13 protein-coding genes and 1 pseudogene are annotated in these 14,389 nt (G+C 48.5%); 4 read left to right on the forward strand and 10 right to left on the reverse strand.

Annotation, left to right across the window (positions count from 1 at the left end; all coding sequences use genetic code 11):
* Nucleotides 1-15: 15 nt before the first annotated feature.
* From M1P90_RS01910 to M1P90_RS01945, 8 genes and pseudogenes are all read right to left on the reverse strand, one after another.
* Nucleotides 16-1,232 (reverse strand): annotated as a pseudogene (locus M1P90_RS01910) (IS701 family transposase).
* Between the two features lie 372 nt (nt 1,233-1,604).
* A complete protein-coding gene (locus tag M1P90_RS01915) occupies nt 1,605-1,919 on the reverse strand; it encodes a DUF7210 family protein (RefSeq protein WP_483700966.1) in 315 nt (104 codons plus the stop codon).
* A 2-nt stretch (nt 1,920-1,921) separates the two neighbouring features.
* On the reverse strand, nt 1,922-2,863 hold the full coding sequence (locus M1P90_RS01920) for a hypothetical protein (RefSeq protein ID WP_483700967.1): 942 nt from the start codon (nt 2,861-2,863) through the stop codon (nt 1,922-1,924).
* A 13-nt stretch (nt 2,864-2,876) separates the two neighbouring features.
* Complete coding sequence (locus tag M1P90_RS01925) at nt 2,877-3,260, reverse strand: capsid cement protein (RefSeq protein WP_483700968.1); 384 nt, start codon at nt 3,258-3,260, stop codon at nt 2,877-2,879.
* Between the two features lies 1 nt (nt 3,261).
* Nucleotides 3,262-4,416, reverse strand: a complete 1,155-nt coding sequence (locus M1P90_RS01930) for a phage protease (protein WP_483700969.1) — start codon at nt 4,414-4,416, stop codon at nt 3,262-3,264.
* A 118-nt stretch (nt 4,417-4,534) separates the two neighbouring features.
* Nucleotides 4,535-5,830 carry a phage minor head protein gene (locus M1P90_RS01935; protein ID WP_483700970.1) on the reverse strand — a complete coding sequence of 432 codons (1,296 nt, stop codon included), beginning with the start codon at nt 5,828-5,830 and terminating at the stop codon, nt 4,535-4,537.
* Nucleotides 5,814-7,577, reverse strand: a complete 1,764-nt coding sequence (locus tag M1P90_RS01940; RefSeq protein ID WP_483700971.1) for a phage portal protein family protein — start codon at nt 7,575-7,577, stop codon at nt 5,814-5,816. Before M1P90_RS01940 ends, M1P90_RS01935 begins: the two co-directional genes overlap by 17 nt.
* Before the next feature lie 28 nt (nt 7,578-7,605).
* Nucleotides 7,606-8,937, reverse strand: coding sequence for a hypothetical protein (locus M1P90_RS01945; protein WP_483700972.1), 1,332 nt, complete (start codon nt 8,935-8,937; stop codon nt 7,606-7,608).
* A 152-nt stretch (nt 8,938-9,089) separates the two neighbouring features.
* On the opposite strand from M1P90_RS01945, the gene M1P90_RS01950 reads away from it, so the two are divergent.
* Nucleotides 9,090-10,304 carry an IS701 family transposase gene (locus tag M1P90_RS01950; protein WP_483696970.1) on the forward strand — a complete coding sequence of 405 codons (1,215 nt, stop codon included), beginning with the start codon at nt 9,090-9,092 and terminating at the stop codon, nt 10,302-10,304.
* 202 nt (nt 10,305-10,506) lie between these two features.
* On the opposite strand, the gene M1P90_RS01955 is transcribed toward M1P90_RS01950, so the two are convergent.
* Both M1P90_RS01955 and M1P90_RS01960 read right to left on the reverse strand, forming a co-directional pair.
* Nucleotides 10,507-10,950, reverse strand: a complete 444-nt coding sequence (locus M1P90_RS01955) for a transposase (protein ID WP_483700973.1) — start codon at nt 10,948-10,950, stop codon at nt 10,507-10,509.
* Complete coding sequence (locus tag M1P90_RS01960; protein ID WP_483700974.1) at nt 10,941-11,345, reverse strand: transposase; 405 nt, start codon at nt 11,343-11,345, stop codon at nt 10,941-10,943. The genes M1P90_RS01955 and M1P90_RS01960 overlap by 10 nt, the downstream gene beginning before the upstream one ends.
* A 282-nt stretch (nt 11,346-11,627) precedes the next feature.
* Here M1P90_RS01960 and M1P90_RS01965 point away from each other — a divergent pair, with 282 nt between their 5' ends.
* From M1P90_RS01965 to M1P90_RS01975, 3 genes are all read left to right on the forward strand, one after another.
* On the forward strand, nt 11,628-12,032 hold the full coding sequence (locus tag M1P90_RS01965; protein ID WP_483700975.1) for a DUF4279 domain-containing protein: 405 nt from the start codon (nt 11,628-11,630) through the stop codon (nt 12,030-12,032).
* A 97-nt stretch (nt 12,033-12,129) separates the two neighbouring features.
* A complete protein-coding gene (locus M1P90_RS01970; RefSeq protein WP_483700976.1) occupies nt 12,130-12,489 on the forward strand; it encodes a hypothetical protein in 360 nt (119 codons plus the stop codon).
* A complete protein-coding gene (locus tag M1P90_RS01975; RefSeq protein WP_483700977.1) occupies nt 12,486-12,911 on the forward strand; it encodes an HNH endonuclease in 426 nt (141 codons plus the stop codon). The genes M1P90_RS01970 and M1P90_RS01975 overlap by 4 nt, the downstream gene beginning before the upstream one ends.
* Nucleotides 12,912-14,389 lie beyond the last annotated feature (1,478 nt).

Genomic DNA, 14,389 nt, shown 5'->3' on the forward strand with positions numbered 1-14,389 from the left:
GAAATAGGCGAAAGCTCAGGGTAAAGCCAAACGGAGCTTGATATCGGACAGAGTCATGCCTTGGTGCGATTGTTCGATGGCCCAAGCAAGCGTTTTGCCCAAGGTCTCGCGAGCGATGGTGCGACAGGACTCGCCAATGGTCATCAGGCGTGTGTGAGCCCATTCGAAGGCACGATCATGCTTCAATTGGCGCATCAGAGCCGTGTACGCCAGGACGACGAGGTGCATGTGCCTGGTCTGGCCCATCCCGTCCCTGAGCTGACACTCGCCCATGCCCAAATGCTGCTTCCCGTCCCGATGAAAGGTCTCCGTCCCTGTCCAGCGCTTTTTGTAGACCTTCAAAATGCGATGAGCTTCCCACTGGGTTCGGTTGCTGATCAGGATCTTGCGTGGCGTCGCAGCTTCTGCTTCTGACCACAACACCAGAATACGCACTGGGTGGTTGACATTGGGCAGACGAACGGACTTGGTGAAGCTACCATTGCGTGTGACCGCCGACCGTAAACTTGGTGCGAACAAGCGGCGTGAGCGTTTTGACCCACTCAGTCACGCTGGTCTGCTTCCCGCTGACTACAATCACTCGAGTTGGCTTTCAAATCACCGATGTAGCTGCGACCTTTGGCGTGGAGGGTGTTCATAATTGGCGCGTTGGTGAAGTAACTGTCGAAGGTGAAGTCGCCCGGTATGTCCTCAGCGACAACCCAATCGATCAGTTCCTTAGCGAGGTCGGTGTGATTCTTGAACGGGCGCTCGTCGTCGCACTGCTCGCGCTTGCGGAAGCGCCGGAAATCGAGCGGATAATGCTTCCCACTCGGGTTGACGTAGTTGGCAAACAGGTAATCGTGGGCGATCAGGTGGCGTTTGTCGGCATGGTCCCAGAAATAGCCGACATCCTCTATCAGTTTGCCGTCATGATCTATCAAAGTGTTATCGATCGCGATAACGCCGTCGTGACGATAGCGCGTTGCAGCGTCCTGTTGAAGCCATTCGAGCCGGTGCGCGTTGATGCGCTGGACATCCCAGGGCGCTTCAGTCAACCATCGATTGAGAGTGGATTGGTCGGGTGGGGCGGCAAACTCTCGCGTGATACCGCTCACGGTCTTGTGCTCCGCTACAAACAGCCCGGTCAGGTATTCGGCAAAGTGGCGGCGTGAAGGCTCATTTGGAAACAGGTCGGCGAACTGGACCAGCAGTTCCTCGACCACCTGTGGTATCGCGACAATTGCTGGCACCTGTGCCTCCCAACTGGTAGACCAACGCTCGCCTGATCATATGCTCAGAAGCTTGTTGCCGCAAATCTGCAAAAGTCCAGTTGTAAATCCCAATAGTATTCTCCTGCGGAGAGTAGTTCGGTGGTGGCTGACGGTACAACTAAACTTGTGAGGCCATTGGTGGGGTCAGTGTGTGAGGGCTGAGAAATAGAGACAACTGCGTTTGCATCATCGTCTGCAATGTCCTCTTTGACTGTGAAGAAAAGAGTGAAGCCAGTTATATTAACGGGTAAATCATCAGTATCAGTAATAGTTAGGTTAAAGGGGACCGTATCACCTCGTACAATGCGTAATCTATTGTCCATGTACCTATTATAGAATAGTTGTGTACCGTTATGCTAGGTGGTTTTCTTGAAGAAGTCTAAATATCTCGTCGCGACTTAACGTCTTATCTACTTCAAACTCATTTGCTTTTGCATAATCCAAAAGAACCGTTTTGGAAGCATTAGGCTTTGGCTTCTCAGCCTCTAATACTTCTTTTGGTGTTTCTTTTTCCTCTTTGGAAGGGACATCTTTGCCGTCTTTCGTTTCCAGAACACCAGCATCAATTAAAGCTTGTAATTGCTTTTCATTCATCTCTGGAAGAGCTTCGCCTGCTTCGTAACGTTTGCCATCATGTTCAACTGGTGAAAGAACAACGTATTTCATAATCAAGCAACTGCATTTTTAATCAAGTATCCTGCTTCTGTTGCTACAGTAAATGGTTGGAAGAAATCGTTGCCTCGAACGAATTCAGATTTCTTTGCTCTCTCATCCCATCGATCAACAAAGCGTGCGCTTTGTCCTTCTGGTGCAAGCTGTAACGTGTATCCTGGTGCGATTTGGTCAATTTCTGAGTTCGTTGGATACTGACCGATAAAGATATCTTTGCCCCATACATAAGAGAGTGATGGTGTTTGGCCTTCTTTAGCAGTATTGTATTTTGCTCGACCTACAATTACTTCATCGACATCAAAGAGAGATGCTAATTGAGCGGTTGTTAATGGTGTTCTTGTACTTGCGTTCCCAAGTCTGTTAATGAGTGCTGTGTGATTGCGAAGTTTTGTCCATACTTGATAACCCATAAACATCTTAATTTTCTCTCCGGAGATACCAGTTGCATCAATGGTATCAAGTGCCGTTTGGATAGTCGAAAATGGATCTGATGTATAGTCGCTAAATTGGCCTGAGCCTGAAAGAGTTACGTTCTGTGTGATTATGGAAGTATTTCTGACAGTATCAGCAACCATCTTTTCATGGTTTAACATGATTTTTGTCATTACGTTGTTCGTTGCACTTCTTCTTGCTCGATCTTCGCCAAGTGTTCTTTTCTCATCGTCAGTGATACCTTGCTCAAGAGAGTGTTCGAGGAGTGGTCCATAAGGTGCGAGAGTTAAATTGTAATCTACTCTGTTTGCTCGTGTAATACCTGATCGGAGGTCTTTTTCGATAGTAAATCCAGTTTTTGCACTATCTAAAACATAGTACTTACCGTTTTCACTATCAACATTGAGTCGTGGAAATACTTGATCTGCAATGAAGCTTTCGTTTGACCAGCTCTTTGCAATTCGTGTTAAAAGTGGATCTATTACGTAATCAACTGCTTGTGCCATATAATATTAAAAATTAGTAAATAATCTTTGCCCCTTCTACTTCTATAATGTCTCCTGATACTCCTGCTTGTCGAGCAACAGCAAATACCCATGAGCCTGGTTGTGCTCCTGCGGTTGCCTGAGTTGCCGAAACAGCTTTGCCGTTTGAGTCAGAAACTAATGGTGCTCCAACTGCTACAGTTCCACCAAGGATTACTTTGAAATTTCCTTCGACTGCGATTTCTGCTGTCTCTCCTGAACGTGGTTTGTTTTGGAGGGAGCCTAATACTTTGTCAGTTGCTGCGGAAGAAAGATTGCATGCAGTATCAGATGTTTGTTTTACCAAGTAATATTGCTTAGTGGATAGGTCGGCTGCTGCCGAAAGATTTAATGATCGTGGTGAGTTTGATACTGCCATGTTAGTTATTTAATTCTTCTTTATATTGATTCCAAAGTTCTTTATGTTCTCGTTGTACCTTATCCTGTGCTTGTGTCTCAGTAATTGTACCGTCTGCTGCTTTGTAATCTTCTATAATTTTCTCAACTTGTTCACGGGCTGTCAATAGGGATCTTTTGTCTGTACCGTCCTCTGCCTCAACATTTTGTACTGGCAATTCATTTAAGATAGCAAAAAGTTTATCTTTTTGTTCATCTGAACAAGTCATAACAAAGTCAACGAGTGCTTCTTTTTGTTTTGGTAACACTCTAAGATTATCACTTGCCATAAATGTATCAGTGATTTCTTTCTCTACTGCTGATTTTTTAAGCTCTTCTTGAGCAACAAGATACTTTTCCTCGATTTCTTTTAATCGGGAAAGTTCAGAAGCTTCAACTTGTACTTCGTCTTTGTTTTCTGGTTCTGGTGTTGGCTCAGGTTCCGGTGTAGGTTCTGGCTTAGATTCTGGTGCTGGTTCTGGTGTAGGATTTAACACTTCAGCAAATTTTTCTTTGTCTTCAGTAGAAAGTTCTTCTTGATGGGATTTAACGAATTCGATTTCCTCGGTCGTTAATTCTGAGGGGGTTTTGGAAAGTAGTGTTTGCAAATCCATATTAGTGGTATTTGCTAATAATATCATGACGCTATTAGGCTCTGTCAAGTGGGTATCGGTACTTTCACTTGCAACTAGTACCGGAAGTTCTTTAAAAAGAGGTCTATTAGTAAGTGAACCGGCAATAAGTACTGCGCCATGGGTGGTTCCATGTTCTGGGTCATGGTAATTAAAACTCCACTCTGGACTAAATAACCGATACTCTTTATTTTTAAGAAGCTTTTCACCATACTTTGTCCATTCGACATTTGCATAGAGTCCGTCGAGCTTTTCAATGAGACTGTTAATCCAGCCTGCTGCTTTTCCTTTGTCGTGGTCTACGTCTATAGGAACTGCGCGCCGAACATTCGCTGTGAAGTTGCTGATAATTTCTGTGATATGGTCTTTGGTTACTGATATCTTGCCATATGATTTTGTATTCCATGTTCCGAGAGGCAGTACTTGGATTTCTGACGGAAGTTTTCCGCTGTCATCTGCCTGAATATTTGAGAGGGTTTGAAACTCCTGACCGTTTAAAATGTCCATATTTAGTTGTTGTACCAGTCGTCAAATGAGAGTCCTGAACTGGTAAATACTTGATACATAATCTTAGCAAGCGGTACATTGTCTTGCAATCCCATAAGTTCTATAAAATGTTCTAGTGTCATTGTTCTACCACCATTACCTGACTACGCTTGAACACAACGTATTCGGTGTGGCCTCCTTCCTGCAATATTATCGAATCGTGATTTGCTTGTATATCCTTAATATATCTGCCAAAGTCTTTCCTTATCAGTCCATAGCCCCGCTCTGATTCTGCAATCATTTCCCTCGAACTGGTTATCTTAGGATTGGTGATATTGATTTTGACTGTTAGAGTATGCGGGTCTTTCTGATTCCTTGCGTAACTGTTAGCGACTGTGAGGTCATCTGTAAAGTATGACCCTTTCCCTGCCTTGCCCCAACCCGTTCTAAAGCCGTACTCTTTGATGCTTGATACATCCGCTCCTTTAGTGCCGTGGAAGACATCCTGAGTAATAACTGAGTTTTTTGAGAATTCTTCTGCTTCTGTACGTGTTCCGGCCGCTTTCCAGCTTCCATTTGCAGGTCCGATAAATATTCTTTTCCCACTTCTGAGCGTAACCCATCCGCCGTGTAGGATCTCTGAAGCTTGTATCTCACCTGGCATGAAGATTTTTACAAGGCAACGACAATTAGGATGTCTGGGTGGTGCATCGTATTCACCATCAAAAAGCTCGTCGAGGGAAACGACTTTGTTGTCCAATGCCTGACATAGTGGACAGGGCCCTACCGTAGCATCCCACATCTTGTGTGTAGCCCCGATCTGGCGAGCTACTTCCATTCTTCCAGCGCTGAAGGCTCTGACTGTTTCAGTGTGTGCAATACGGGCTGCACGCTTTGGGTCGTCTATAACACTTGCCAACCTACTTACTGCCTGTGTTTGGCTTTCTCCGTTTTGTATTGAAAGTGCTAAAGATTGGCGTATGCGTTTCTCGGTAGTATCAGTGAGTTGCTTGGCCAGTTTCACCGTGTATTTATTCAGAAACTCTATGGCTGGATGCTCTTTCGAACTCCAACCAATATCAATACCTGTTTCTTTTTCAAGAAGATTACCGCCTGCGGTAATGGCAAATACCAGTGTACCGGTCAGAATAACCCTGAGATTAAGGGCCTCTTCGTCCCAATTGGCTAAGATGAAGTCTTTAATTGAGGCGGTTAGTGCTTCCCCTTGATATGCGTTCCAATCGATATACTGTTCGATACGTGAAGCGAAGTCCTTGAAGTAACTGGTGAGCTGGTTTTCAAGTTCTGTATCAGTTCTGACAACATTCCTAAATATGCTCTTTTCCTTACGGTAGTCTTTGTGGAACTCTTCACCTGGCAGTGCTGAGGCGTAGATTGTGGATGCTTCGTAGGCGATATCAATTAGTGTTTTCATGACGGTCAATCAGTCGGTTGAGCCTTTGAATAGCACCTGAGAGAATAGATGCTTTTTTGACCGGCTGTTCTGGCTGTTGACTTTGTGCGTTGTCTTTAATTTGTGATATTTCCTCTTTAAGCTTTCTGATTTTGCTTGCTAGAACTTCCTTCTTGTCCATGATTTCTAGTTGCTTTTTCGCTTGGTCTTCTGGAGAAAGCTTTATACCCTTAGCTCGAAGCTCTAACATCTCGCGTCTTACCTGAGCGCTGAAGGCTCTGACTTCCCCTTGTAGTGCTGCGATTTCCTTTTGGCGGCTTGCAATTTTGGGGTCTTTCTTCTTTTTAGCTTTGCCTGTTGTTTTACCCCCGTGGAGTTTTTTAAGTGCTTCTGAGATTTTGCGCTTTGTTTCCTCTGATAGTGGCTGGCCGAGCACACCACCGTACAAGGTTATATCAATGCCTGCTTCACTGGCTTTTTGTAAAAGCTCTTCGCCTGGCTGTTCTGGTTCGCCTTCACCTGATAAGTCGGCCATTTCGCTATTTAGGTCATTGAGTATGTCGTCTGCCATTGTTGGGTCTGCAAGATTATCCCCTACCTCTTCGGGCAAATCCATAACATCTCTGACGTGCCGTTTAAGGGTATCGTCAACCGCGACCAGTCCAGCGGTAACAACTTTAGTGAGTGATTCCGAAAACGCTGCAAGGTCAATCGAGCCTATTTTGTCGTATACCAATTCTGGGTATGCATCAACGGTGTAGTTGTAATCGACAAGCTTTTTAATAACATAGCGGTTGAAGGTATCGCACACATAGCGGGCTACTGATTCCAGCGAAAGAATGAAAAGTGCGCTCTGGTCCTTGGAAAGTGCAAAGCTTCCTGTTGATGTTGCACCAAGATTGAGAAACTGAGCAAGTACGTTTTTGGCTATTTGTCTATCGTGGTGCTCGATGATTTCTTTCGGGCTTTTGGTCGTGCCTGACTTCATGTCGAGGAAACCTATTTCAGTACCATAGGGCATAATCACATAGGCTTTCTCATTGGCACGCATATTTTGAAGTATTTCCTCAGTTGCATCTGTATCTACTGAGTTTGAGGGACCAGTAGGTTTGGCATAAGGAACACCAATACCTTGGCGTTCTACCGCTATGGCTTCGACAAGATATAGCTTGTCTTTCATGTACCAGTGTTTGTAAGCTGAACGGTAGATACTGACACCTTCCCAATTGTCGCCTTCTTTTTGGTTTACAAATATAGCCATCTTCTCAATAGGAATTGAGAATTTTTCAAAGCCTGAGACTTGGGTCACTCCATCTTTTCCGTCGGCGGTTTGCCATTCGTAGATGGTGTCTGGCCAACGTGGGGCAAGCTTACGCAGTCCTATGAAACTCTGTTCCTTGCGGTACTCGTAGACAAGCTCGAAGGGCATAACTCCGTAGTCGAGGTACAGAAGCACATCGCTAAGCATTTGCTGCCAGGTCTTTGTACCGTTGTCAAAAAGTTCTTTTTCTATCGCTTCGGCGACTTGGGTATCAAGGCGAGATTCTGAGGCCGGTTTAATATCCCATCGAGCAGAGAGAAGAGGTAGTTTTATTGCTAGTGATGTTGCGTTCACAGTTGCATCACCTAAGCGCATAAGGTCATACTGTCTGATTCTTTTGATTCCGGTTAGATTGCTATTGTAGTCTCTACTGGAAACGTAACCGCTGTATCTTTCTTGATTTGTCCTTCCTAATTCTTTGAGGTTAGGTTTTGTACCGCTTGGCATATAGCAATCATATCATTTTTAATTATATTTATCTCCAGTCATTAGAGTTAGTCATACCCGAGAAAACAGGTTTATCTTGGGTCTTTCTCCGTTCCTCTACTTGGGAGTGCTTCTCTGGGTCTGACTTTTTATCTCCGAAAGCATTGGTGAAAAGCATAGCATAGAGTGCTGCAAGTCCGTAGTGGGTAGCATCTGAGCCATGGTCGTTTTTCTTCTCTGGTAATTTTGAGTATGTACCGTCTGCATTTTTCTTCCATTTGTATGCTTGTAGTTCCCATCTGAAATTTACGCATTTATCGGCAAGCATGAGCCTACCAGATTGAAGAAACTTTTTGACTAACTTGATTCCATTATCAACGGTATACAAATCACTATCTTCATTTTTGGGAAGTATTGGTGCACCTCGTATGGTTCTATCGTGTATTTCTGTGAGACCGTGGTAATCGCATGCCCAACCTTTGAGCTCTGATACTGTGAGGTTGTATTCCTGAAGTTTGCCAACTATGGAATTCCAAATATCATCAGTGCCGTATTTTGTCATATACAGCTCGTCAAAGATAACCAATCTATCTGCTTGAGGCGGTATCCACACGAACAGGACAGCATCTGGATGGTCATCGCCATACCCAAAGTCCTCGAACAAGTAGACACCGCCCAAAGCAGACGGATCTGGGGACCAACCATATAGTAGGTTATTGTCATCTGAATAAGAAGTACCATAAATAAGCCCTTCTTTACCTGGGCGTAAACACAACCATTCTGTTTCCCAGGTTTCGCTATCAAGCGATTTGTACTTTTGGATTGCATCACTCCAAGTGTAATAGCCGTTTGCCTTTTGGACATTTCGGGGTAGTGCTGAACCGAAAACATCAAGGACGCGTTGATGTTTATCCTTTTCCTCGGGTAGCTTTTCTATGACTTCCCAGATACACCACTGATAGGTTTTGATTTCTCGTGTGTTTGCCTCATCTAAAATGCGCTGCATAGGGCCTGCGCCAAACTTGCGGGTTGATGTAAGAACTGTTTTAGCTTCTACCCCGTGCTTACTCTGAGGCATTGAGAGAGCTTGTTGAAGCACCTGCCATTGCATGAGGTCTATTTCGTCTAAAAAGAGAAGTTGTGGATGAGGTGAATTCACACCACTCATAGTACCCACAAGAACCTGAACCGATGAGTTGTTGACACAATCGGTTTGCTTCATTGTAAAGCGGTCTATATTGGATATAAATGGCTGTCGTTCTGAAAACCCCTTGAAGTAGTCGTATGCTTTTTGTGCTTGGAACTGGATAGCTCCGACTGTAGCTATTTCCGTTTCGTCTGCAAGAAATGCCATGATTGCATCGAGCATGCCGAAAATCATGGTCTTGCCACCTGAACGATTAGCAAGGGCTACAGCGTCTTTGATATTTCCGAAGAGGTAATCTGATACAAACTGGACTTTTGCAGATTTGCGGCAACAAGCTTCTGAGCATATGATCAGGCGAGCGTTGGTCTACCAGTTGGGAGGCACAGGTGCCAGCAATTGTCGCGATACCACAGGTGGTCGAGGAACTGCTGGTCCAGTTCGCCGACCTGTTTCCAAATGAGCCTTCACGCCGCCACTTTGCCGAATACCTGACCGGGCTGTTTGTAGCGGAGCACAAGACCGTGAGCGGTATCACGCGAGAGTTTGCCGCCCCACCCGACCAATCCACTCTCAATCGATGGTTGACTGAAGCGCCCTGGGATGTCCAGCGCATCAACGCGCACCGGCTCGAATGGCTTCAACAGGACGCTGCAACGCGCTATCGTCACGACGGCGTTATCGCGATCGATAACACTTTGATAGATCATGACGGCAAACTGATAGAGGATGTCGGCTATTTCTGGGACCATGCCGACAAACGCCACCTGATCGCCCACGATTACCTGTTTGCCAACTACGTCAACCCGAGTGGGAAGCATTATCCGCTCGATTTCCGGCGCTTCCGCAAGCGCGAGCAGTGCGACGACGAGCGCCCGTTCAAGAATCACACCGACCTCGCTAAGGAACTGATCGATTGGGTTGTCGCTGAGGACATACCGGGCGACTTCACCTTCGACAGTTACTTCACCAACGCGCCAATTATGAACACCCTCCACGCCAAAGGTCGCAGCTACATCGGTGATTTGAAAGCCAACCGAGTGATTGTAGTCAGCGGGAAGCAGACCAGCGTGACTGAGTGGGTCAAAACGCTCACGCCGCTTGTTCGCACCAAGTTTACGGTCGGCGGTCACACGCAATGGTACTTCACCAAGTCCGTTCGTCTGCCCAATGTCAACCACCCAGTGCGTATTCTGGTGTTGTGGTCAGAAGCAGAAGCTGCGACGCCACGCAAGATCCTGATCAGCAACCGAACCCAGTGGGAAGCTCATCGCATTTTGAAGGTCTACAAAAAGCGCTGGACAGGGACGGAGACCTTTCATCGGGACGGGAAGCAGCATTTGGGCATGGGCGAGTGTCAGCTCAGGGACGGGATGGGCCAGACCAGGCACATGCACCTCGTCGTCCTGGCGTACACGGCTCTGATGCGCCAATTGAAGCATGATCGTGCCTTCGAATGGGCTCACACACGCCTGATGACCATTGGCGAGTCCTGTCGCACCATCGCTCGCGAGACCTTGGGCAAAACGCTTGCTTGGGCCATCGAACAATCGCACCAAGGCATGACTCTGTCCGATATCAAGCTCCGTTTGGCTTTACCCTGAGCTTTCGCCTATTTCTGCAAAACCTTAGTTATAATTGGCGGTGCTGCATATATCGCAATCGATTCGGCAACTCGATATGCACGCGAACATCCGATCAACTGGGGAAATTATTATAAGTCAGATACTTCGACTGAAGAGGAATATGATGAAGACTCAAGCATTGATCGACCCCTTCAAACGGGTGGAAACACTATGAACTAAATTAAACTTCCGCGATAAGGCGGCGGAGATTAATCAGGGCGAAGGCAATATGGTGAAAGCCCAGACAATAGGCTGCTTTGCGCTCGAAGCGGACTAACAACGTCTTGAATTTGTCAATCCAGGCGAAGGTACGCTCGCTCACAAAGCGATGCTGATACACCTCAGGATTGAAAGAGCGTTTTCGTCCACGTTTCACAGTTTTGCGATTACGTTTGTTTTCGGGAATGTTGGGTTTGACGCCGCGATTCCATAACAGCTTCCGCGCTGCGCGTGTGTCAAAGCCACTGTCCATGTTGAAGATCGCACCCTGATAGTTCAAACCACAGCGTTTCAGGTCGTCGAATACCTGCTTGAGCTTCTGTACAAGCTCATAACTATCATTGTGATTGCCGGCAATCACCCCAGTTGTGGCAATAATCAAGCCATTCGCATCCGTTACCGGCAAGATGTTGCTCGTCTTGGCCTTCTTGCGACCTTGATAGGCGACTTCTTCGCCCCCTTTTTTGCAGCGCTGTGGCTGCCATCGAGGTTGAGTTCAGATAAATTCAATTCGCCCTTGACCGAAAGAATACTTGCATCAAAGAGGCGCTGGAGGCTCCCATCCTTGCTCCATTTGCGGAAATGATACGAGGGAACTTGAAAGGACATCACGGGTAGACCATCTGGCCCTTTCTCGATCGGTAATGCCGGCCAGGGGCAGCCAGTATAGAGTTTATAGAGAATGTGATTGAATATTTGATAGAGCGGTTGTTCACTCACAAAGCCGTGCTTTGCTTTTGACAGATATGCTTCAACGTATGTCTGAAATTGCAACTCGGTTAGTTCTGTCGGGATTTTCATCCAATTCTCCTGGCTTTATTCTGAGCCTCTTGCAGGCTCCTCTCTGATCCCCGCAGGGATCGTGCCAGAAGTTTAATTTAGTTCTATTAAAAACAACACTGCCAATGCTCTAAACAAAGCCCATGACCTGGATTTGAGTAGACGTGAATGGGGACGAGCTCTTGAGGCACTGAAAAAAGACACCGGTTTGGGAAACAATCATCACGGCAAAATAATGGAGTCGGGTGATTATGTTGATGCTGATACTGGTGAGTACCTGGGTAATTTATTGGACTATTTGCCATGAACAGCTCTCACGACCAACATATCGCGCGAATCGAACTTGTCATCACGGGAGATATACTCGTACCCGACGATGTCACGGCTACTTTAGCAATTTCTCCAACGCGTTCATTTGCTAAAGGGGATGCTTCTTCCAAACACGATGTTAAGCGGAAACGACCTTGGGGTTTATGGGCATTGGAGTTTGGAGGAATGGATGTTCAGGAGCTTGCAGAATGTCTTCTAGAAGCCTTGCGCGGAAAAGAAGAAGCTTTAAGCAAGGTTGCCGATATGAGTGGAGTGCAAATTGCGATCGCAATCTGGTGGGATCCTGCTGAAAACCAAGGGGGATTTACTTTATCATCTGCAACTTTAGCGCAACTCTGTAATTTGAGTACACAAGTCCATTTTTATTTTCCTGGCTGAAACCAAGTGCCGAATACGTCCTTTTCGGCACCTACCGCCGAGCGCGCAGCATGGTACAATATCGCCATCACTCAATGCTGCCCGCAAGGAGAGATCTATGACGATTGAGCTGACCATTCAAGTTCCCGATACCCTTGGGCGTCAACTCCAACAGATTTCCGGGCGCTTGCCCGAAGCGCTGGAACGCGGTCTGCGCGAAATCCTTGCCGAAACGACCACTGCGCCCCATGACGAGCAGACCATCGTCGCGGTCTTGGCCAGCCAGCCAACTCCGGATCAGGTACTGGCGCTCCATCCATCCCCAGAGCTGCAAGCTCGCGCGAGCGACCTGCTTGCACGCAGCAGCGAGGGCTTGCTTACCGCACACGAGCATGCCGAACTCGAACGCTACCTGCTGCTCGAACATCTGGTGCGGCTTGCCAAAGCCAATGCCTATCGCCGCCTTGCCGCGTCATGACCAGCTACATCCCCGTAGCGCTTCGCCAGTTCGTGATCGAACGGGCCGCTGCTTGCTGCGAGTATTGCTACTATCCCCAGGATGCCGGCTTTCTGGCTTTTGCCATCGATCATGTCATTGCTGAAAAGCATGGCGGGTCGACGACAGCCGAGAATCTTGCGCTGGCGTGTGTATTCTGCAACCGCTTCAAAGGCACCGACCTGGGTTCGCTTGATCCCGAAACCGGGCAACTCACAGCGTTTTTCAACCCACGCACCCAATCGTGGGAGGCGCATTTTCGCATCGAGAATGGCTCCATTCTTCCGCTCACTCCAGCAGGGCGGGTGACCGCCGCAATTTTGCGCTTCAACGACCCTGAGCGCGTGCAGGAACGTTTGCTGCTCATCGAAGCCGGGCGGTATGGTGTACAGCCGGAAAGCTGACCCATAGCCATGCCTTGGGGCGAACACACGGTTCGCCCATACAGCGTTCGATGTACGCTGCCAGCCTTTGGCACAACGGAGGCATGGTGGCGAAAAGAGTGTTTGTCGGGGTCTGCGCGACCCCGTGCCCCGCGGTCAGGGGCCGACGGCGGCCCCTAACAACCCCACCGTCGGGGCGTTGCCCCGAACCCCTCAAAGAACGTGATCTAGAGATGAAGAGCAGTACGGTCATGCCTCCGTTGCGGGATGCGCTGGCATCTTGCGATGTAGTACGTGCTAGATTGAACGCTTCTATAACCAACGATGCTTTCTTCGTCCGTTGCCAGCTTTTTGGCACAACGGGGGCATGGTGGCGAAAAGAGTGTTTGTCGGGGTCTGCGCGACCCCGTGCCCCGCGGTCAGGGGCCGACGGCGGCCCCTAACAACCCCGCCGTCGGGGCGTTGCCCCGAACCCCTCAAAGAACGTGATCGATAGATGAAGAGCAGCACGGTCATGCCTCCGTTGCGGGATGCGCTGGCATCTGGCGATGTAGTACGTGCCAGCTTGAGTGCTTTTACAAACAACGATGCTTACTTCGTCCGTTGCCAGCTTTTTGGCACAACGGAGGCATAGCGGCGAAAAGAATGTTTGTCGGGGTCTGCGCGACCCCGTGCCCCGCGGTCAGGGGCCGACGGCGGCCCCTAACAACCCCGCCGTCGGGGCGTTGCCCCGAACCCCTCAAAGAACGTGATCGATAGATGAAGAGCAGTACGGTCATGCCTCCGTTGCGGGGTGCGCTGGCATCTGGCGATGTAGTGCGTGCCAGATAGAATGTTTCTGTAAACAACGCTGCTTCTCTCATCCGTTGCCAGCTTTTTGGCACAACGGAGGCATGGTGGCGAAACGAGTGTTTGTCGGGGTCTGCGCGACCCCGTGCCCCGCGGTCAGGGGCCGACGGCGGCCCCTAACAACCCCACCGTCGGGGCGTTGCCCCGAACCCTTCAAAGAACGTGATCGGCAAACGAAAAGTAGCACGGTCATGCCTCCGTTGCGGGGTGCGCTGGCATCTGGCGATGTAGTACGTGCCAGCTTGAATGCTTCATAAACAACGATGCTTACTTCGTCCGTTGCCAGCCTTTCGGCACAACAGAGGCATGAAACGCCAGCACTGCGGAAACCAGCCACATCAAATTTGGGGTTCGGGGCGATAGCCCCGACGCCGGGTGCCGGGGCGGCGCGAGCCCCGGCGGCCCTGCGGCCCGAGCAAACTGGCTTGGGTGAGTTGTTTGTGTTTATATCGCGGCACGCCCAAAGGGCACCCGGCCCCCGTGCCCTCCTTCGACAGGCTCAGGACAAGCCGACCGGAGGAATCCTTGCCGGTTTCCCGAACCCCTTCCGGCAATGAGCGCCAGTATCAAGCGCAACGCTCGTGATCCTGCCTTGGGGCGAACACAAGCCAGTAGAGTTTTGTGAGCAGAAGCCTCTGTCGGATACTGCC

It is taken from the genome of Kouleothrix sp. 19917, assembly GCF_057073505.1.

Bases quoted from the DNA above. Each gene is read 5' to 3' on its own strand.
- M1P90_RS01975 (WP_483700977.1), top strand. From the start codon at position 12,486: ATGACCAGCTACATCCCCGTAGCGCTTCGCCAGTTCGTGATCGAACGG.
- M1P90_RS01925 (WP_483700968.1), bottom strand. From the start codon at position 3,260: ATGGCAGTATCAAACTCACCACGATCATTAAATCTTTCGGCAGCAGCC.
- M1P90_RS01935 (WP_483700970.1), bottom strand. From the start codon at position 5,830: ATGAAAACACTAATTGATATCGCCTACGAAGCATCCACAATCTACGCC.
- M1P90_RS01940 (WP_483700971.1), bottom strand. From the start codon at position 7,577: ATGCCAAGCGGTACAAAACCTAACCTCAAAGAATTAGGAAGGACAAAT.
- M1P90_RS01970 (WP_483700976.1), top strand. From the start codon at position 12,130: ATGACGATTGAGCTGACCATTCAAGTTCCCGATACCCTTGGGCGTCAA.
- M1P90_RS01945 (WP_483700972.1), bottom strand. From the start codon at position 8,937: ATGATTTTCGGCATGCTCGATGCAATCATGGCATTTCTTGCAGACGAA.
- M1P90_RS01960 (WP_483700974.1), bottom strand. From the start codon at position 11,345: ATGAAAATCCCGACAGAACTAACCGAGTTGCAATTTCAGACATACGTT.
- M1P90_RS01965 (WP_483700975.1), top strand. From the start codon at position 11,628: ATGAACAGCTCTCACGACCAACATATCGCGCGAATCGAACTTGTCATC.
- M1P90_RS01915 (WP_483700966.1), bottom strand. From the start codon at position 1,919: ATGAAATACGTTGTTCTTTCACCAGTTGAACATGATGGCAAACGTTAC.
- M1P90_RS01920 (WP_483700967.1), bottom strand. From the start codon at position 2,863: ATGGCACAAGCAGTTGATTACGTAATAGATCCACTTTTAACACGAATT.
- M1P90_RS01930 (WP_483700969.1), bottom strand. From the start codon at position 4,416: ATGGACATTTTAAACGGTCAGGAGTTTCAAACCCTCTCAAATATTCAG.